At 56.2% G+C, this 24,258-nt stretch carries 1 protein-coding gene (running past one end of the window); it reads left to right on the forward strand.

Going from position 1 to position 24,258, the window contains the following annotated elements; all coding sequences use genetic code 11:
* Positions 1–24,258 carry the 5' portion of an immunoglobulin-like domain-containing protein gene (locus OCV50_RS06430; protein WP_261904019.1) on the forward strand. 11,619 nt of this gene lie beyond the right edge of the window, so the window shows 24,258 of its 35,877 coding nt (coding positions 1–24,258); it begins with the start codon at positions 1–3; its stop codon lies off the right edge, out of view.

Here is a 24,258-nt window from a genome sequence, read left to right on the forward strand (position 1 = left end):
ATGGATATGACAATTTTAAGCCTAGTAGGCGCACTAGGTGCTGGACAACGTATTGTTATAGGCCTAGACGGCAAAGTTCGTGTGTTGGAAGCTGGTGAAGCTTTGCAACCAGGTGATTTGATTTTAGAAAGTCAAAATCAATCATCCCAACCCAACTTATCTGTTAAACGTTTTGAGGACGACGTTGAAGTCGAACTTGATTCTGATATCGAAAATATTTTTGCTGCGTTAGAAGAAGGCGCGGACCCAACGCAGCTCGGTGATGAATTCGCAACTGCAGCCGGCGTAACTGGTTCGAGCTTAACAAACAGCGGCACCATTGAACGTGATGGCGAAGAAACTATCCCTGAAACGGAATTTGTCACTTCTGGATTTGAGTCTCTAGGCCTGTCAGAAACTCAAAGTCTTACCTTGCTAGACTCATTCCGTGCTTTTGCTTCTGAAAACAGTGCGCCAGATATCGTTAGTTTTAACGGATCTTCAGTTAGCGATACGCTTACCGTTTCTACGAACGAAGACACCGCACTTAGCGGTCAGTTTGAAGCAACAGATGCTGACGGTGACGCGGTCACTTTCTCTATGGGGCAGGCTCCACAAAATGGACAGCTTGTTATCGATGAAGATGGAAGTTGGACATACACGCCTAATGCTGATTATAACGGAAGCGATAGTTTCACCGTTATTGTCTCTGATGGACAAGGTGGCACAGACACCACCACGATCAACGTTGACGTTACCCCTGTCAACGATACCCCAACTCTTGTCGATGAGAACGGCGACCCTTTAGGCGAAAGTGTATCTGTAACAACGGATGAAGATACTGCGGTTAGCGGCTCACTTTCTGCATCAGATGACGACAATGATTCTTTAAGCTTCTCAAAAGGCAGCGATCCGTCTAACGGTTCTGTGACCGTGGATGAGAACGGTAACTGGACCTACACACCAAACGACAACTACAACGGTAGTGACAGCTTCACGGTGATCGTTTCTGACGGCCAAGGTGGTACAGATACGCTGACGGTGAATGTTGGTGTGACTCCAGTTAACGATACGCCAACTCTTGTCGATAGCAACGGCGACCCATTAGGTGACAGTGTTGCAGTAACAACAGACGAAGATACGCCAGTCAGCGGCTCACTTTCTGCATCAGACGGTGACAATGATTCTCTAAGCTTTTCAAAAGGTAGCGATCCATCTAACGGTTCTGTAACTGTCGATGAACAAGGCAACTGGACTTACACACCGAACGATAACTACAACGGTAGCGACAGCTTCACGGTAATCGTGTCTGACGGCCAAGGTGGCACAGATACACTGACGGTGAATGTAGGTGTGACTCCAATGGTAGATACGGTGACGGCGCACCTAACGGCATCAGAGACGGTAGCGGAAGGTGGTGAAATCACCTACACGGTGACGTTGCGAGATGCAGACAACAATCCGGTAGACGCGAAAGAAGCGGTGACAGTGACGGTGACGTTGCCAGATGGCACGACGACCGATGTGGTTATCGGTGCGGACTCAAGCAGCAACAGCGTGGAGTTCACGGTCGAGAATGACATCTACGACATCGACAGCGTGAGCGGCAGCATTACGGACATCAGTGGTGGTGCGAGCTTCGAGAAACTGGAGTACAACGGCGATGCACAAAGCACGGGCGTGACGGACACCGACAGCATCGATACGGTGACGGTTGACCTGTCAGCGGATGTGTCGAGCATCGCGGAAGGTGTGGATGGCGATAACCAGCCGAATCAAATCACGTACACGGCGACGTTAAGTGGTGGTGAGGCGAAGAACGACATCAAGGTAACGCTGGCGAACGGTGAAGAGATCACCATCAAAGCGGGCGAGACCAGCGGCAGCGTGAGCGTTGCTGTTCAGGGCGACGATGTGTACCGAGATGGTGAGACCATCGAAAACAGCATCAAAGAGGTGAGTGAAGAAGCCGGCAACCCACAACTGGAGTCGCTGGTGAAGGCGGACAACACCGACGTGAGCGTGACGGTAGAAGACACGATCGATACGGTGACGGCGCACCTAACGGCATCAGAGACGGTAGCGGAAGGTGGTGAAATCACCTACACGGTGACGTTGCGAGATGCAGACAACAATCCGGTAGACGCGAAAGAAGCGGTGACAGTGACGGTGACGTTGCCAGATGGCACGACGACCGATGTGGTTATCGGTGCGGACTCAAGCAGCAACAGCGTGGAGTTCACGGTCGAGAATGACATCTACGACATCGACAGCGTGAGCGGCAGCATTACGGACATCAGTGGTGGTGCGAGCTTCGAGAAACTGGAGTACAACGGCGATGCACAAAGCACGGGCGTGACGGACACCGACAGCATCGATACGGTGACGGTTGACCTGTCAGCGGATGTGTCGAGCATCGCGGAAGGTGTGGATGGCGATAACCAGCCGAATCAAATCACGTACACGGCGACGTTAAGTGGTGGTGAGGCGAAGAACGACATCAAGGTAACGCTGGCGAACGGTGAAGAGATCACCATCAAAGCGGGCGAGACCAGCGGCAGCGTGAGCGTTGCTGTTCAGGGCGACGATGTGTACCGAGATGGTGAGACCATCGAAAACAGCATCAAAGAGGTGAGTGAAGAAGCCGGCAACCCACAACTGGAGTCGCTGGTGAAGGCGGACAACACCGACGTGAGCGTGACGGTAGAAGACACGATCGATACGGTGACGGCGCACCTAACGGCATCAGAGACGGTAGCGGAAGGTGGTGAAATCACCTACACGGTGACGTTGCGAGATGCAGACAACAATCCGGTAGACGCGAAAGAAGCGGTGACAGTGACGGTGACGTTGCCAGATGGCACGACGACCGATGTGGTTATCGGTGCGGACTCAAGCAGCAACAGCGTGGAGTTCACGGTCGAGAATGACATCTACGACATCGACAGCGTGAGCGGCAGCATTACGGACATCAGTGGTGGTGCGAGCTTCGAGAAACTGGAGTACAACGGCGATGCACAAAGCACGGGCGTGACGGACACCGACAGCATCGATACGGTGACGGTTGACCTGTCAGCGGATGTGTCGAGCATCGCGGAAGGTGTGGATGGCGATAACCAGCCGAATCAAATCACGTACACGGCGACGTTAAGTGGTGGTGAGGCGAAGAACGACATCAAGGTAACGCTGGCGAACGGTGAAGAGATCACCATCAAAGCGGGCGAGACCAGCGGCAGCGTGAGCGTTGCTGTTCAGGGCGACGATGTGTACCGAGATGGTGAGACCATCGAAAACAGCATCAAAGAGGTGAGTGAAGAAGCCGGCAACCCACAACTGGAGTCGCTGGTGAAGGCGGACAACACCGACGTGAGCGTGACGGTAGAAGACACGATCGATACGGTGACGGCGCACCTAACGGCATCAGAGACGGTAGCGGAAGGTGGTGAAATCACCTACACGGTGACGTTGCGAGATGCAGACAACAATCCGGTAGACGCGAAAGAAGCGGTGACAGTGACGGTGACGTTGCCAGATGGCACGACGACCGATGTGGTTATCGGTGCGGACTCAAGCAGCAACAGCGTGGAGTTCACGGTCGAGAATGACATCTACGACATCGACAGCGTGAGCGGCAGCATTACGGACATCAGTGGTGGTGCGAGCTTCGAGAAACTGGAGTACAACGGCGATGCACAAAGCACGGGCGTGACGGACACCGACAGCATCGATACGGTGACGGTTGACCTGTCAGCGGATGTGTCGAGCATCGCGGAAGGTGTGGATGGCGATAACCAGCCGAATCAAATCACGTACACGGCGACGTTAAGTGGTGGTGAGGCGAAGAACGACATCAAGGTAACGCTGGCGAACGGTGAAGAGATCACCATCAAAGCGGGCGAGACCAGCGGCAGCGTGAGCGTTGCTGTTCAGGGCGACGATGTGTACCGAGATGGTGAGACCATCGAAAACAGCATCAAAGAGGTGAGTGAAGAAGCCGGCAACCCACAACTGGAGTCGCTGGTGAAGGCGGACAACACCGACGTGAGCGTGACGGTAGAAGACACGATCGATACGGTGACGGCGCACCTAACGGCATCAGAGACGGTAGCGGAAGGTGGTGAAATCACCTACACGGTGACGTTGCGAGATGCAGACAACAATCCGGTAGACGCGAAAGAAGCGGTGACAGTGACGGTGACGTTGCCAGATGGCACGACGACCGATGTGGTTATCGGTGCGGACTCAAGCAGCAACAGCGTGGAGTTCACGGTCGAGAATGACATCTACGACATCGACAGCGTGAGCGGCAGCATTACGGACATCAGTGGTGGTGCGAGCTTCGAGAAACTGGAGTACAACGGCGATGCACAAAGCACGGGCGTGACGGACACCGACAGCATCGATACGGTGACGGTTGACCTGTCAGCGGATGTGTCGAGCATCGCGGAAGGTGTGGATGGCGATAACCAGCCGAATCAAATCACGTACACGGCGACGTTAAGTGGTGGTGAGGCGAAGAACGACATCAAGGTAACGCTGGCGAACGGTGAAGAGATCACCATCAAAGCGGGCGAGACCAGCGGCAGCGTGAGCGTTGCTGTTCAGGGCGACGATGTGTACCGAGATGGTGAGACCATCGAAAACAGCATCAAAGAGGTGAGTGAAGAAGCCGGCAACCCACAACTGGAGTCGCTGGTGAAGGCGGACAACACCGACGTGAGCGTGACGGTAGAAGACACGATCGATACGGTGACGGCGCACCTAACGGCATCAGAGACGGTAGCGGAAGGTGGTGAAATCACCTACACGGTGACGTTGCGAGATGCAGACAACAATCCGGTAGACGCGAAAGAAGCGGTGACAGTGACGGTGACGTTGCCAGATGGCACGACGACCGATGTGGTTATCGGTGCGGACTCAAGCAGCAACAGCGTGGAGTTCACGGTCGAGAATGACATCTACGACATCGACAGCGTGAGCGGCAGCATTACGGACATCAGTGGTGGTGCGAGCTTCGAGAAACTGGAGTACAACGGCGATGCACAAAGCACGGGCGTGACGGACACCGACAGCATCGATACGGTGACGGTTGACCTGTCAGCGGATGTGTCGAGCATCGCGGAAGGTGTGGATGGCGATAACCAGCCGAATCAAATCACGTACACGGCGACGTTAAGTGGTGGTGAGGCGAAGAACGACATCAAGGTAACGCTGGCGAACGGTGAAGAGATCACCATCAAAGCGGGCGAGACCAGCGGCAGCGTGAGCGTTGCTGTTCAGGGCGACGATGTGTACCGAGATGGTGAGACCATCGAAAACAGCATCAAAGAGGTGAGTGAAGAAGCCGGCAACCCACAACTGGAGTCGCTGGTGAAGGCGGACAACACCGACGTGAGCGTGACGGTAGAAGACACGATCGATACGGTGACGGCGCACCTAACGGCATCAGAGACGGTAGCGGAAGGTGGTGAAATCACCTACACGGTGACGTTGCGAGATGCAGACAACAATCCGGTAGACGCGAAAGAAGCGGTGACAGTGACGGTGACGTTGCCAGATGGCACGACGACCGATGTGGTTATCGGTGCGGACTCAAGCAGCAACAGCGTGGAGTTCACGGTCGAGAATGACATCTACGACATCGACAGCGTGAGCGGCAGCATTACGGACATCAGTGGTGGTGCGAGCTTCGAGAAACTGGAGTACAACGGCGATGCACAAAGCACGGGCGTGACGGACACCGACAGCATCGATACGGTGACGGTTGACCTGTCAGCGGATGTGTCGAGCATCGCGGAAGGTGTGGATGGCGATAACCAGCCGAATCAAATCACGTACACGGCGACGTTAAGTGGTGGTGAGGCGAAGAACGACATCAAGGTAACGCTGGCGAACGGTGAAGAGATCACCATCAAAGCGGGCGAGACCAGCGGCAGCGTGAGCGTTGCTGTTCAGGGCGACGATGTGTACCGAGATGGTGAGACCATCGAAAACAGCATCAAAGAGGTGAGTGAAGAAGCCGGCAACCCACAACTGGAGTCGCTGGTGAAGGCGGACAACACCGACGTGAGCGTGACGGTAGAAGACACGATCGATACGGTGACGGCGCACCTAACGGCATCAGAGACGGTAGCGGAAGGTGGTGAAATCACCTACACGGTGACGTTGCGAGATGCAGACAACAATCCGGTAGACGCGAAAGAAGCGGTGACAGTGACGGTGACGTTGCCAGATGGCACGACGACCGATGTGGTTATCGGTGCGGACTCAAGCAGCAACAGCGTGGAGTTCACGGTCGAGAATGACATCTACGACATCGACAGCGTGAGCGGCAGCATTACGGACATCAGTGGTGGTGCGAGCTTCGAGAAACTGGAGTACAACGGCGATGCACAAAGCACGGGCGTGACGGACACCGACAGCATCGATACGGTGACGGTTGACCTGTCAGCGGATGTGTCGAGCATCGCGGAAGGTGTGGATGGCGATAACCAGCCGAATCAAATCACGTACACGGCGACGTTAAGTGGTGGTGAGGCGAAGAACGACATCAAGGTAACGCTGGCGAACGGTGAAGAGATCACCATCAAAGCGGGCGAGACCAGCGGCAGCGTGAGCGTTGCTGTTCAGGGCGACGATGTGTACCGAGATGGTGAGACCATCGAAAACAGCATCAAAGAGGTGAGTGAAGAAGCCGGCAACCCACAACTGGAGTCGCTGGTGAAGGCGGACAACACCGACGTGAGCGTGACGGTAGAAGACACGATCGATACGGTGACGGCGCACCTAACGGCATCAGAGACGGTAGCGGAAGGTGGTGAAATCACCTACACGGTGACGTTGCGAGATGCAGACAACAATCCGGTAGACGCGAAAGAAGCGGTGACAGTGACGGTGACGTTGCCAGATGGCACGACGACCGATGTGGTTATCGGTGCGGACTCAAGCAGCAACAGCGTGGAGTTCACGGTCGAGAATGACATCTACGACATCGACAGCGTGAGCGGCAGCATTACGGACATCAGTGGTGGTGCGAGCTTCGAGAAACTGGAGTACAACGGCGATGCACAAAGCACGGGCGTGACGGACACCGACAGCATCGATACGGTGACGGTTGACCTGTCAGCGGATGTGTCGAGCATCGCGGAAGGTGTGGATGGCGATAACCAGCCGAATCAAATCACGTACACGGCGACGTTAAGTGGTGGTGAGGCGAAGAACGACATCAAGGTAACGCTGGCGAACGGTGAAGAGATCACCATCAAAGCGGGCGAGACCAGCGGCAGCGTGAGCGTTGCTGTTCAGGGCGACGATGTGTACCGAGATGGTGAGACCATCGAAAACAGCATCAAAGAGGTGAGTGAAGAAGCCGGCAACCCACAACTGGAGTCGCTGGTGAAGGCGGACAACACCGACGTGAGCGTGACGGTAGAAGACACGATCGATACGGTGACGGCGCACCTAACGGCATCAGAGACGGTAGCGGAAGGTGGTGAAATCACCTACACGGTGACGTTGCGAGATGCAGACAACAATCCGGTAGACGCGAAAGAAGCGGTGACAGTGACGGTGACGTTGCCAGATGGCACGACGACCGATGTGGTTATCGGTGCGGACTCAAGCAGCAACAGCGTGGAGTTCACGGTCGAGAATGACATCTACGACATCGACAGCGTGAGCGGCAGCATTACGGACATCAGTGGTGGTGCGAGCTTCGAGAAACTGGAGTACAACGGCGATGCACAAAGCACGGGCGTGACGGACACCGACAGCATCGATACGGTGACGGTTGACCTGTCAGCGGATGTGTCGAGCATCGCGGAAGGTGTGGATGGCGATAACCAGCCGAATCAAATCACGTACACGGCGACGTTAAGTGGTGGTGAGGCGAAGAACGACATCAAGGTAACGCTGGCGAACGGTGAAGAGATCACCATCAAAGCGGGCGAGACCAGCGGCAGCGTGAGCGTTGCTGTTCAGGGCGACGATGTGTACCGAGATGGTGAGACCATCGAAAACAGCATCAAAGAGGTGAGTGAAGAAGCCGGCAACCCACAACTGGAGTCGCTGGTGAAGGCGGACAACACCGACGTGAGCGTGACGGTAGAAGACACGATCGATACGGTGACGGCGCACCTAACGGCATCAGAGACGGTAGCGGAAGGTGGTGAAATCACCTACACGGTGACGTTGCGAGATGCAGACAACAATCCGGTAGACGCGAAAGAAGCGGTGACAGTGACGGTGACGTTGCCAGATGGCACGACGACCGATGTGGTTATCGGTGCGGACTCAAGCAGCAACAGCGTGGAGTTCACGGTCGAGAATGACATCTACGACATCGACAGCGTGAGCGGCAGCATTACGGACATCAGTGGTGGTGCGAGCTTCGAGAAACTGGAGTACAACGGCGATGCACAAAGCACGGGCGTGACGGACACCGACAGCATCGATACGGTGACGGTTGACCTGTCAGCGGATGTGTCGAGCATCGCGGAAGGTGTGGATGGCGATAACCAGCCGAATCAAATCACGTACACGGCGACGTTAAGTGGTGGTGAGGCGAAGAACGACATCAAGGTAACGCTGGCGAACGGTGAAGAGATCACCATCAAAGCGGGCGAGACCAGCGGCAGCGTGAGCGTTGCTGTTCAGGGCGACGATGTGTACCGAGATGGTGAGACCATCGAAAACAGCATCAAAGAGGTGAGTGAAGAAGCCGGCAACCCACAACTGGAGTCGCTGGTGAAGGCGGACAACACCGACGTGAGCGTGACGGTAGAAGACACGATCGATACGGTGACGGCGCACCTAACGGCATCAGAGACGGTAGCGGAAGGTGGTGAAATCACCTACACGGTGACGTTGCGAGATGCAGACAACAATCCGGTAGACGCGAAAGAAGCGGTGACAGTGACGGTGACGTTGCCAGATGGCACGACGACCGATGTGGTTATCGGTGCGGACTCAAGCAGCAACAGCGTGGAGTTCACGGTCGAGAATGACATCTACGACATCGACAGCGTGAGCGGCAGCATTACGGACATCAGTGGTGGTGCGAGCTTCGAGAAACTGGAGTACAACGGCGATGCACAAAGCACGGGCGTGACGGACACCGACAGCATCGATACGGTGACGGTTGACCTGTCAGCGGATGTGTCGAGCATCGCGGAAGGTGTGGATGGCGATAACCAGCCGAATCAAATCACGTACACGGCGACGTTAAGTGGTGGTGAGGCGAAGAACGACATCAAGGTAACGCTGGCGAACGGTGAAGAGATCACCATCAAAGCGGGCGAGACCAGCGGCAGCGTGAGCGTTGCTGTTCAGGGCGACGATGTGTACCGAGATGGTGAGACCATCGAAAACAGCATCAAAGAGGTGAGTGAAGAAGCCGGCAACCCACAACTGGAGTCGCTGGTGAAGGCGGACAACACCGACGTGAGCGTGACGGTAGAAGACACGATCGATACGGTGACGGCGCACCTAACGGCATCAGAGACGGTAGCGGAAGGTGGTGAAATCACCTACACGGTGACGTTGCGAGATGCAGACAACAATCCGGTAGACGCGAAAGAAGCGGTGACAGTGACGGTGACGTTGCCAGATGGCACGACGACCGATGTGGTTATCGGTGCGGACTCAAGCAGCAACAGCGTGGAGTTCACGGTCGAGAATGACATCTACGACATCGACAGCGTGAGCGGCAGCATTACGGACATCAGTGGTGGTGCGAGCTTCGAGAAACTGGAGTACAACGGCGATGCACAAAGCACGGGCGTGACGGACACCGACAGCATCGATACGGTGACGGTTGACCTGTCAGCGGATGTGTCGAGCATCGCGGAAGGTGTGGATGGCGATAACCAGCCGAATCAAATCACGTACACGGCGACGTTAAGTGGTGGTGAGGCGAAGAACGACATCAAGGTAACGCTGGCGAACGGTGAAGAGATCACCATCAAAGCGGGCGAGACCAGCGGCAGCGTGAGCGTTGCTGTTCAGGGCGACGATGTGTACCGAGATGGTGAGACCATCGAAAACAGCATCAAAGAGGTGAGTGAAGAAGCCGGCAACCCACAACTGGAGTCGCTGGTGAAGGCGGACAACACCGACGTGAGCGTGACGGTAGAAGACACGATCGATACGGTGACGGCGCACCTAACGGCATCAGAGACGGTAGCGGAAGGTGGTGAAATCACCTACACGGTGACGTTGCGAGATGCAGACAACAATCCGGTAGACGCGAAAGAAGCGGTGACAGTGACGGTGACGTTGCCAGATGGCACGACGACCGATGTGGTTATCGGTGCGGACTCAAGCAGCAACAGCGTGGAGTTCACGGTCGAGAATGACATCTACGACATCGACAGCGTGAGCGGCAGCATTACGGACATCAGTGGTGGTGCGAGCTTCGAGAAACTGGAGTACAACGGCGATGCACAAAGCACGGGCGTGACGGACACCGACAGCATCGATACGGTGACGGTTGACCTGTCAGCGGATGTGTCGAGCATCGCGGAAGGTGTGGATGGCGATAACCAGCCGAATCAAATCACGTACACGGCGACGTTAAGTGGTGGTGAGGCGAAGAACGACATCAAGGTAACGCTGGCGAACGGTGAAGAGATCACCATCAAAGCGGGCGAGACCAGCGGCAGCGTGAGCGTTGCTGTTCAGGGCGACGATGTGTACCGAGATGGTGAGACCATCGAAAACAGCATCAAAGAGGTGAGTGAAGAAGCCGGCAACCCACAACTGGAGTCGCTGGTGAAGGCGGACAACACCGACGTGAGCGTGACGGTAGAAGACACGATCGATACGGTGACGGCGCACCTAACGGCATCAGAGACGGTAGCGGAAGGTGGTGAAATCACCTACACGGTGACGTTGCGAGATGCAGACAACAATCCGGTAGACGCGAAAGAAGCGGTGACAGTGACGGTGACGTTGCCAGATGGCACGACGACCGATGTGGTTATCGGTGCGGACTCAAGCAGCAACAGCGTGGAGTTCACGGTCGAGAATGACATCTACGACATCGACAGCGTGAGCGGCAGCATTACGGACATCAGTGGTGGTGCGAGCTTCGAGAAACTGGAGTACAACGGCGATGCACAAAGCACGGGCGTGACGGACACCGACAGCATCGATACGGTGACGGTTGACCTGTCAGCGGATGTGTCGAGCATCGCGGAAGGTGTGGATGGCGATAACCAGCCGAATCAAATCACGTACACGGCGACGTTAAGTGGTGGTGAGGCGAAGAACGACATCAAGGTAACGCTGGCGAACGGTGAAGAGATCACCATCAAAGCGGGCGAGACCAGCGGCAGCGTGAGCGTTGCTGTTCAGGGCGACGATGTGTACCGAGATGGTGAGACCATCGAAAACAGCATCAAAGAGGTGAGTGAAGAAGCCGGCAACCCACAACTGGAGTCGCTGGTGAAGGCGGACAACACCGACGTGAGCGTGACGGTAGAAGACACGATCGATACGGTGACGGCGCACCTAACGGCATCAGAGACGGTAGCGGAAGGTGGTGAAATCACCTACACGGTGACGTTGCGAGATGCAGACAACAATCCGGTAGACGCGAAAGAAGCGGTGACAGTGACGGTGACGTTGCCAGATGGCACGACGACCGATGTGGTTATCGGTGCGGACTCAAGCAGCAACAGCGTGGAGTTCACGGTCGAGAATGACATCTACGACATCGACAGCGTGAGCGGCAGCATTACGGACATCAGTGGTGGTGCGAGCTTCGAGAAACTGGAGTACAACGGCGATGCACAAAGCACGGGCGTGACGGACACCGACAGCATCGATACGGTGACGGTTGACCTGTCAGCGGATGTGTCGAGCATCGCGGAAGGTGTGGATGGCGATAACCAGCCGAATCAAATCACGTACACGGCGACGTTAAGTGGTGGTGAGGCGAAGAACGACATCAAGGTAACGCTGGCGAACGGTGAAGAGATCACCATCAAAGCGGGCGAGACCAGCGGCAGCGTGAGCGTTGCTGTTCAGGGCGACGATGTGTACCGAGATGGTGAGACCATCGAAAACAGCATCAAAGAGGTGAGTGAAGAAGCCGGCAACCCACAACTGGAGTCGCTGGTGAAGGCGGACAACACCGACGTGAGCGTGACGGTAGAAGACACGATCGATACGGTGACGGCGCACCTAACGGCATCAGAGACGGTAGCGGAAGGTGGTGAAATCACCTACACGGTGACGTTGCGAGATGCAGACAACAATCCGGTAGACGCGAAAGAAGCGGTGACAGTGACGGTGACGTTGCCAGATGGCACGACGACCGATGTGGTTATCGGTGCGGACTCAAGCAGCAACAGCGTGGAGTTCACGGTCGAGAATGACATCTACGACATCGACAGCGTGAGCGGCAGCATTACGGACATCAGTGGTGGTGCGAGCTTCGAGAAACTGGAGTACAACGGCGATGCACAAAGCACGGGCGTGACGGACACCGACAGCATCGATACGGTGACGGTTGACCTGTCAGCGGATGTGTCGAGCATCGCGGAAGGTGTGGATGGCGATAACCAGCCGAATCAAATCACGTACACGGCGACGTTAAGTGGTGGTGAGGCGAAGAACGACATCAAGGTAACGCTGGCGAACGGTGAAGAGATCACCATCAAAGCGGGCGAGACCAGCGGCAGCGTGAGCGTTGCTGTTCAGGGCGACGATGTGTACCGAGATGGTGAGACCATCGAAAACAGCATCAAAGAGGTGAGTGAAGAAGCCGGCAACCCACAACTGGAGTCGCTGGTGAAGGCGGACAACACCGACGTGAGCGTGACGGTAGAAGACACGATCGATACGGTGACGGCGCACCTAACGGCATCAGAGACGGTAGCGGAAGGTGGTGAAATCACCTACACGGTGACGTTGCGAGATGCAGACAACAATCCGGTAGACGCGAAAGAAGCGGTGACAGTGACGGTGACGTTGCCAGATGGCACGACGACCGATGTGGTTATCGGTGCGGACTCAAGCAGCAACAGCGTGGAGTTCACGGTCGAGAATGACATCTACGACATCGACAGCGTGAGCGGCAGCATTACGGACATCAGTGGTGGTGCGAGCTTCGAGAAACTGGAGTACAACGGCGATGCACAAAGCACGGGCGTGACGGACACCGACAGCATCGATACGGTGACGGTTGACCTGTCAGCGGATGTGTCGAGCATCGCGGAAGGTGTGGATGGCGATAACCAGCCGAATCAAATCACGTACACGGCGACGTTAAGTGGTGGTGAGGCGAAGAACGACATCAAGGTAACGCTGGCGAACGGTGAAGAGATCACCATCAAAGCGGGCGAGACCAGCGGCAGCGTGAGCGTTGCTGTTCAGGGCGACGATGTGTACCGAGATGGTGAGACCATCGAAAACAGCATCAAAGAGGTGAGTGAAGAAGCCGGCAACCCACAACTGGAGTCGCTGGTGAAGGCGGACAACACCGACGTGAGCGTGACGGTAGAAGACACGATCGATACGGTGACGGCGCACCTAACGGCATCAGAGACGGTAGCGGAAGGTGGTGAAATCACCTACACGGTGACGTTGCGAGATGCAGACAACAATCCGGTAGACGCGAAAGAAGCGGTGACAGTGACGGTGACGTTGCCAGATGGCACGACGACCGATGTGGTTATCGGTGCGGACTCAAGCAGCAACAGCGTGGAGTTCACGGTCGAGAATGACATCTACGACATCGACAGCGTGAGCGGCAGCATTACGGACATCAGTGGTGGTGCGAGCTTCGAGAAACTGGAGTACAACGGCGATGCACAAAGCACGGGCGTGACGGACACCGACAGCATCGATACGGTGACGGTTGACCTGTCAGCGGATGTGTCGAGCATCGCGGAAGGTGTGGATGGCGATAACCAGCCGAATCAAATCACGTACACGGCGACGTTAAGTGGTGGTGAGGCGAAGAACGACATCAAGGTAACGCTGGCGAACGGTGAAGAGATCACCATCAAAGCGGGCGAGACCAGCGGCAGCGTGAGCGTTGCTGTTCAGGGCGACGATGTGTACCGAGATGGTGAGACCATCGAAAACAGCATCAAAGAGGTGAGTGAAGAAGCCGGCAACCCACAACTGGAGTCGCTGGTGAAGGCGGACAACACCGACGTGAGCGTGACGGTAGAAGACACGATCGATACGGTGACGGCGCACCTAACGGCATCAGAGACGGTAGCGGAAGGTGGTGAAATCACCTACACGGTGACGTTGCGAGATGCAGACAACAATCCGGTAGACGCGAAAGAAGCGGTGACAGTGACGGTGACGTTGCCAGATGGCACGACGACCGATGTGGTTATCGGTGCGGACTCAAGCAGCAACAGCGTGGAGTTCACGGTCGAGAATGACATCTACGACATCGACAGCGTGAGCGGCAGCATTACGGACATCAGTGGTGGTGCGAGCTTCGAGAAACTGGAGTACAACGGCGATGCACAAAGCACGGGCGTGACGGACACCGACAGCATCGATACGGTGACGGTTGACCTGTCAGCGGATGTGTCGAGCATCGCGGAAGGTGTGGATGGCGATAACCAGCCGAATCAAATCACGTACACGGCGACGTTAAGTGGTGGTGAGGCGAAGAACGACATCAAGGTAACGCTGGCGAACGGTGAAGAGATCACCATCAAAGCGGGCGAGACCAGCGGCAGCGTGAGCGTTGCTGTTCAGGGCGACGATGTGTACCGAGATGGTGAGACCATCGAAAACAGCATCAAAGAGGTGAGTGAAGAAGCCGGCAACCCACAACTGGAGTCGCTGGTGAAGGCGGACAACACCGACGTGAGCGTGACGGTAGAAGACACGATCGATACGGTGACGGCGCACCTAACGGCATCAGAGACGGTAGCGGAAGGTGGTGAAATCACCTACACGGTGACGTTGCGAGATGCAGACAACAATCCGGTAGACGCGAAAGAAGCGGTGACAGTGACGGTGACGTTGCCAGATGGCACGACGACCGATGTGGTTATCGGTGCGGACTCAAGCAGCAACAGCGTGGAGTTCACGGTCGAGAATGACATCTACGACATCGACAGCGTGAGCGGCAGCATTACGGACATCAGTGGTGGTGCGAGCTTCGAGAAACTGGAGTACAACGGCGATGCACAAAGCACGGGCGTGACGGACACCGACAGCATCGATACGGTGACGGTTGACCTGTCAGCGGATGTGTCGAGCATCGCGGAAGGTGTGGATGGCGATAACCAGCCGAATCAAATCACGTACACGGCGACGTTAAGTGGTGGTGAGGCGAAGAACGACATCAAGGTAACGCTGGCGAACGGTGAAGAGATCACCATCAAAGCGGGCGAGACCAGCGGCAGCGTGAGCGTTGCTGTTCAGGGCGACGATGTGTACCGAGATGGTGAGACCATCGAAAACAGCATCAAAGAGGTGAGTGAAGAAGCCGGCAACCCACAACTGGAGTCGCTGGTGAAGGCGGACAACACCGACGTGAGCGTGACGGTAGAAGACACGATCGATACGGTGACGGCGCACCTAACGGCATCAGAGACGGTAGCGGAAGGTGGTGAAATCACCTACACGGTGACGTTGCGAGATGCAGACAACAATCCGGTAGACGCGAAAGAAGCGGTGACAGTGACGGTGACGTTGCCAGATGGCACGACGACCGATGTGGTTATCGGTGCGGACTCAAGCAGCAACAGCGTGGAGTTCACGGTCGAGAATGACATCTACGACATCGACAGCGTGAGCGGCAGCATTACGGACATCAGTGGTGGTGCGAGCTTCGAGAAACTGGAGTACAACGGCGATGCACAAAGCACGGGCGTGACGGACACCGACAGCATCGATACGGTGACGGTTGACCTGTCAGCGGATGTGTCGAGCATCGCGGAAGGTGTGGATGGCGATAACCAGCCGAATCAAATCACGTACACGGCGACGTTAAGTGGTGGTGAGGCGAAGAACGACATCAAGGTAACGCTGGCGAACGGTGAAGAGATCACCATCAAAGCGGGCGAGACCAGCGGCAGCGTGAGCGTTGCTGTTCAGGGCGACGATGTGTACCGAGATGGTGAGACCATCGAAAACAGCATCAAAGAGGTGAGTGAAGAAGCCGGCAACCCACAACTGGAGTCGCTGGTGAAGGCGGACAACACCGACGTGAGCGTGACGGTAGAAGACACGATCGATACGGTGACGGCGCACCTAACGGCATCAGAGACGGTAGCGGAAGGTGGTGAAATCACCTACACGGTGACGTTGCGAGATGCAGACAACAATCCGGTAGACGCGAAAGAAGCGGTGACAGTGACGGTGACGTTGCCAGATGGCACGACGACCGATGTGGTTATCGGTGCGGACTCAAGCAGCAACAGCGTGGAGTTCACGGTCGAGAATGACATCTACGACATCGACAGCGTGAGCGGCAGCATTACGGACATCAGTGGTGGTGCGAGCTTCGAGAAACTGGAGTACAACGGCGATGCACAAAGCACGGGCGTGACGGACACCGACAGCATCGATACGGTGACGGTTGACCTGTCAGCGGATGTGTCGAGCATCGCGGAAGGTGTGGATGGCGATAACCAGCCGAATCAAATCACGTACACGGCGACGTTAAGTGGTGGTGAGGCGAAGAACGACATCAAGGTAACGCTGGCGAACGGTGAAGAGATCACCATCAAAGCGGGCGAGACCAGCGGCAGCGTGAGCGTTGCTGTTCAGGGCGACGATGTGTACCGAGATGGTGAGACCATCGAAAACAGCATCAAAGAGGTGAGTGAAGAAGCCGGCAACCCACAACTGGAGTCGCTGGTGAAGGCGGACAACACCGACGTGAGCGTGACGGTAGAAGACACGATCGATACGGTGACGGCGCACCTAACGGCATCAGAGACGGTAGCGGAAGGTGGTGAAATCACCTACACGGTGACGTTGCGAGATGCAGACAACAATCCGGTAGACGCGAAAGAAGCGGTGACAGTGACGGTGACGTTGCCAGATGGCACGACGACCGATGTGGTTATCGGTGCGGACTCAAGCAGCAACAGCGTGGAGTTCACGGTCGAGAATGACATCTACGACATCGACAGCGTGAGCGGCAGCATTACGGACATCAGTGGTGGTGCGAGCTTCGAGAAACTGGAGTACAACGGCGATGCACAAAGCACGGGCGTGACGGACACCGACAGCATCGATACGGTGACGGTTGACCTGTCAGCGGATGTGTCGAGCATCGCGGAAGGTGTGGATGGCGATAACCAGCCGAATCAAATCACGTACACGGCGACGTTAAGTGGTGGTGAGGCGAAGAACGACATCAAGGTAACGCTGGCGAACGGTGAAGAGATCACCATCAAAGCGGGCGAGACCAGCGGCAGCGTGAGCGTTGCTGTTCAGGGCGACGATGTGTACCGAGATGGTGAGACCATCGAAAACAGCATCAAAGAGGTGAGTGAAGAAGCCGGCAACCCACAACTGGAGTCGCTGGTGAAGGCGGACAACACCGACGTGAGCGTGACGGTAGAAGACACGATCGATACGGTGACGGCGCACCTAACGGCATCAGAGACGGTAGCGGAAGGTGGTGAAATCACCTACACGGTGACGTTGCGAGATGCAGACAACAATCCGGTAGACGCGAAAGAAGCGGTGACAGTGACGGTGACGTTGCCAGATGGCACGACGACCGATGTGGTTATCGGTGCGGACTCAAGCAGCAACAGCGTGGAGTTCACGGTCGAGAATGACATCTACGACATCGACAGCGTGAGCGGCAGCATTACGGACATCAGTGGTGGTGCGAGCTTCGAGAAACTGGAGTACAACGGCGATGCACAAAGCACGGGCGTGACGGACACCGACAGCATCGATACGGTGACGGTTGACCTGTCAGCGGATGTGTCGAGCATCGCGGAAGGTGTGGATGGCGATAACCAGCCGAATCAAATCACGTACACGGCGACGTTAAGTGGTGGTGAGGCGAAGAACGACATCAAGGTAACGCTGGCGAACGGTGAAGAGATCACCATCAAAGCGGGCGAGACCAGCGGCAGCGTGAGCGTTGCTGTTCAGGGCGACGATGTGTACCGAGATGGTGAGACCATCGAAAACAGCATCAAAGAGGTGAGTGAAGAAGCCGGCAACCCACAACTGGAGTCGCTGGTGAAGGCGGACAACACCGACGTGAGCGTGACGGTAGAAGACACGATCGATACGGTGACGGCGCACCTAACGGCATCAGAGACGGTAGCGGAAGGTGGTGAAATCACCTACACGGTGACGTTGCGAGATGCAGACAACAATCCGGTAGACGCGAAAGAAGCGGTGACAGTGACGGTGACGTTGCCAGATGGCACGACGACCGATGTGGTTATCGGTGCGGACTCAAGCAGCAACAGCGTGGAGTTCACGGTCGAGAATGACATCTACGACATCGACAGCGTGAGCGGCAGCATTACGGACATCAGTGGTGGTGCGAGCTTCGAGAAACTGGAGTACAACGGCGATGCACAAAGCACGGGCGTGACGGACACCGACAGCATCGATACGGTGACGGTTGACCTGTCAGCGGATGTGTCGAGCATCGCGGAAGGTGTGGATGGCGATAACCAGCCGAATCAAATCACGTACACGGCGACGTTAAGTGGTGGTGAGGCGAAGAACGACATCAAGGTAACGCTGGCGAACGGTGAAGAGATCACCATCAAAGCGGGCGAGACCAGCGGCAGCGTGAGCGTTGCTGTTCAGGGCGACGATGTGTACCGAGATGGTGAGACCATCGAAAACAGCATCAAAGAGGTGAGTGAAGAAGCCGGCAACCCACAACTGGAGTCGCTGGTGAAGGCGGACAACACCGACGTGAGCGTGACGGTAGAAGACACGATCGATACGGTGACGGCGCACCTAACGGCATCAGAGACGGTAGCGGAAGGTGGTGAAATCACCTACACGGTGACGTTGCGAGATGCAGACAACAATCCGGTAGACGCGAAAGAAGCGGTGACAGTGACGGTGACGTTGCCAGATGGCACGACGACCGATGTGGTTATCGGTGCGGACTCAAGCAGCAACAGCGTGGAGTTCACGGTCGAGAATGACATCTACGACATCGACAGCGTGAGCGGCAGCATTACGGACATCAGTGGTGGTGCGAGCTTCGAGAAACTGGAGTACAACGGCGATGCACAAAGCACGGGCGTGACGGACACCGACAGCATCGATACGGTGACGGTTGACCTGTCAGCGGATGTGTCGAGCATCGCGGAAGGTGTGGATGGCGATAACCAGCCGAATCAAATCACGTACACGGCGACGTTAAGTGGTGGTGAGGCGAAGAACGACATCAAGGTAACGCTGGCGAACGGTGAAGAGATCACCATCAAAGCGGGCGAGACCAGCGGCAGCGTGAGCGTTGCTGTTCAGGGCGACGATGTGTACCGAGATGGTGAGACCATCGAAAACAGCATCAAAGAGGTGAGTGAAGAAGCCGGCAACCCACAACTGGAGTCGCTGGTGAAGGCGGACAACACCGACGTGAGCGTGACGGTAGAAGACACGATCGATACGGTGACGGCGCACCTAACGGCATCAGAGACGGTAGCGGAAGGTGGTGAAATCACCTACACGGTGACGTTGCGAGATGCAGACAACAATCCGGTAGACGCGAAAGAAGCGGTGACAGTGACGGTGACGTTGCCAGATGGCACGACGACCGATGTGGTTATCGGTGCGGACTCAAGCAGCAACAGCGTGGAGTTCACGGTCGAGAATGACATCTACGACATCGACAGCGTGAGCGGCAGCATTACGGACATCAGTGGTGGTGCGAGCTTCGAGAAACTGGAGTACAACGGCGATGCACAAAGCACGGGCGTGACGGACACCGACAGCATCGATACGGTGACGGTTGACCTGTCAGCGGATGTGTCGAGCATCGCGGAAGGTGTGGATGGCGATAACCAGCCGAATCAAATCACGTACACGGCGACGTTAAGTGGTGGTGAGGCGAAGAACGACATCAAGGTAACGCTGGCGAACGGTGAAGAGATCACCATCAAAGCGGGCGAGACCAGCGGCAGCGTGAGCGTTGCTGTTCAGGGCGACGATGTGTACCGAGATGGTGAGACCATCGAAAACAGCATCAAAGAGGTGAGTGAAGAAGCCGGCAACCCACAACTGGAGTCGCTGGTGAAGGCGGACAACACCGACGTGAGCGTGACGGTAGAAGACACGATCGATACGGTGACGGCGCACCTAACGGCATCAGAGACGGTAGCGGAAGGTGGTGAAATCACCTACACGGTGACGTTGCGAGATGCAGACAACAATCCGGTAGACGCGAAAGAAGCGGTGACAGTGACGGTGACGTTGCCAGATGGCACGACGACCGATGTGGTTATCGGTGCGGACTCAAGCAGCAACAGCGTGGAGTTCACGGTCGAGAATGACATCTACGACATCGACAGCGTGAGCGGCAGCATTACGGACATCAGTGGTGGTGCGAGCTTCGAGAAACTGGAGTACAACGGCGATGCACAAAGCACGGGCGTGACGGACACCGACAGCATCGATACGGTGACGGTTGACCTGTCAGCGGATGTGTCGAGCATCGCGGAAGGTGTGGATGGCGATAACCAGCCGAATCAAATCACGTACACGGCGACGTTAAGTGGTGGTGAGGCGAAGAACGACATCAAGGTAACGCTGGCGAACGGTGAAGAGATCACCATCAAAGCGGGCGAGACCAGCGGCAGCGTGAGCGTTGCTGTTCAGGGCGACGATGTGTACCGAGATGGTGAGACCATCGAAAACAGCATCAAAGAGGTGAGTGAAGAAGCCGGCAACCCACAACTGGAGTCGCTGGTGAAGGCGGACAACACCGACGTGAGCGTGACGGTAGAAGACACGATCGATACGGTGACGGCGCACCTAACGGCATCAGAGACGGTAGCGGAAGGTGGTGAAATCACCTACACGGTGACGTTGCGAGATGCAGACAACAATCCGGTAGACGCGAAAGAAGCGGTGACAGTGACGGTGACGTTGCCAGATGGCACGACGACCGATGTGGTTATCGGTGCGGACTCAAGCAGCAACAGCGTGGAGTTCACGGTCGAGAATGACATCTACGACATCGACAGCGTGAGCGGCAGCATTACGGACATCAGTGGTGGTGCGAGCTTCGAGAAACTGGAGTACAACGGCGATGCACAAAGCACGGGCGTGACGGACACCGACAGCATCGATACGGTGACGGTTGACCTGTCAGCGGATGTGTCGAGCATCGCGGAAGGTGTGGATGGCGATAACCAGCCGAATCAAATCACGTACACGGCGACGTTAAGTGGTGGTGAGGCGAAGAACGACATCAAGGTAACGCTGGCGAACGGTGAAGAGATCACCATCAAAGCGGGCGAGACCAGCGGCAGCGTGAGCGTTGCTGTTCAGGGCGACGATGTGTACCGAGATGGTGAGACCATCGAAAACAGCATCAAAGAGGTGAGTGAAGAAGCCGGCAACCCACAACTGGAGTCGCTGGTGAAGGCGGACAACACCGACGTGAGCGTGACGGTAGAAGACACGATCGATACGGTGACGGCGCACCTAACGGCATCAGAGACGGTAGCGGAAGGTGGTGAAATCACCTACACGGTGACGTTGCGAGATGCAGACAACAATCCGGTAGACGCGAAAGAAGCGGTGACAGTGACGGTGACGTTGCCAGATGGCACGACGACCGATGTGGTTATCGGTGCGGACTCAAGCAGCAACAGCGTGGAGTTCACGGTCGAGAATGACATCTACGACATCGACAGCGTGAGCGGCAGCATTACGGACATCAGTGGTGGTGCGAGCTTCGAGAAACTGGAGTACAACGGCGATGCACAAAGCACGGGCGTGACGGACACCGACAGCATCGATACGGTGACGGTTGACCTGTCAGCGGATGTGTCGAGCATCGCGGAAGGTGTGGATGGCGATAACCAGCCGAATCAAATCACGTACACGGCGACGTTAAGTGGTGGTGAGGCGAAGAACGACATCAAGGTAACGCTGGCGAACGGTGAAGAGATCACCATCAAAGCGGGCGAGACCAGCGGCAGCGTGAGCGTTGCTGTTCAGGGCGACGATGTGTACCGAGATGGTGAGACCATCGAAAACAGCATCAAAGAGGTGAGTGAAGAAGCCGGCAACCCACAACTGGAGTCGCTGGTGAAGGCGGACAACACCGACGTGAGCGTGACGGTAGAAGACACGATCGATACGGTGACGGCGCACCTAACGGCATCAGAGACGGTAGCGGAAGGTGGTGAAATCACCTACACGGTGACGTTGCGAGATGCAGACAACAATCCGGTAGACGCGAAAGAAGCGGTGACAGTGACGGTGACGTTGCCAGATGGCACGACGACCGATGTGGTTATCGGTGCGGACTCAAGCAGCAACAGCGTGGAGTTCACGGTCGAGAATGACATCTACGACATCGACAGCGTGAGCGGCAGCATTACGGACATCAGTGGTGGTGCGAGCTTCGAGAAACTGGAGTACAACGGCGATGCACAAAGCACGGGCGTGACGGACACCGACAGCATCGATACGGTGACGGTTGACCTGTCAGCGGATGTGTCGAGCATCGCGGAAGGTGTGGATGGCGATAACCAGCCGAATCAAATCACGTACACGGCGACGTTAAGTGGTGGTGAGGCGAAGAACGACATCAAGGTAACGCTGGCGAACGGTGAAGAGATCACCATCAAAGCGGGCGAGACCAGCGGCAGCGTGAGCGTTGCTGTTCAGGGCGACGATGTGTACCGAGATGGTGAGACCATCGAAAACAGCATCAAAGAGGTGAGTGAAGAAGCCGGCAACCCACAACTGGAGTCGCTGGTGAAGGCGGACAACACCGACGTGAGCGTGACGGTAGAAGACACGATCGATACGGTGACGGCGCACCTAACGGCATCAGAGACGGTAGCGGAAGGTGGTGAAATCACCTACACGGTGACGTTGCGAGATGCAGACAACAATCCGGTAGACGCGAAAGAAGCGGTGACAGTGACGGTGACGTTGCCAGATGGCACGACGACCGATGTGGTTATCGGTGCGGACTCAAGCAGCAACAGCGTGGAGTTCACGGTCGAGAATGACATCTACGACATCGACAGCGTGAGCGGCAGCATTACGGACATCAGTGGTGGTGCGAGCTTCGAGAAACTGGAGTACAACGGCGATGCACAAAGCACGGGCGTGACGGACACCGACAGCATCGATACGGTGACGGTTGACCTGTCAGCGGATGTGTCGAGCATCGCGGAAGGTGTGGATGGCGATAACCAGCCGAATCAAATCACGTACACGGCGACGTTAAGTGGTGGTGAGGCGAAGAACGACATCAAGGTAACGCTGGCGAACGGTGAAGAGATCACCATCAAAGCGGGCGAGACCAGCGGCAGCGTGAGCGTTGCTGTTCAGGGCGACGATGTGTACCGAGATGGTGAGACCATCGAAAACAGCATCAAAGAGGTGAGTGAAGAAGCCGGCAACCCACAACTGGAGTCGCTGGTGAAGGCGGACAACACCGACGTGAGCGTGACGGTAGAAGACACGATCGATACGGTGACGGCGCACCTAACGGCATCAGAGACGGTAGCGGAAGGTGGTGAAATCACCTACACGGTGACGTTGCGAGATGCAGACAACAATCCGGTAGACGCGAAAGAAGCGGTGACAGTGACGGTGACGTTGCCAGATGGCACGACGACCGATGTGGTTATCGGTGCGGACTCAAGCAGCAACAGCGTGGAGTTCACGGTCGAGAATGACATCTACGACATCGACAGCGTGAGCGGCAGCATTACGGACATCAGTGGTGGTGCGAGCTTCGAGAAACTGGAGTACAACGGCGATGCACAAAGCACGGGCGTGACGGACACCGACAGCATCGATACGGTGACGGTTGACCTGTCAGCGGATGTGTCGAGCATCGCGGAAGGTGTGGATGGCGATAACCAGCCGAATCAAATCACGTACACGGCGACGTTAAGTGGTGGTGAGGCGAAGAACGACATCAAGGTAACGCTGGCGAACGGTGAAGAGATCACCATCAAAGCGGGCGAGACCAGCGGCAGCGTGAGCGTTGCTGTTCAGGGCGACGATGTGTACCGAGATGGTGAGACCATCGAAAACAGCATCAAAGAGGTGAGTGAAGAAGCCGGCAACCCACAACTGGAGTCGCTGGTGAAGGCG

This window comes from Vibrio fortis (genome assembly GCF_024347475.1).
Taxonomy (GTDB): domain Bacteria; phylum Pseudomonadota; class Gammaproteobacteria; order Enterobacterales; family Vibrionaceae; genus Vibrio; species Vibrio fortis.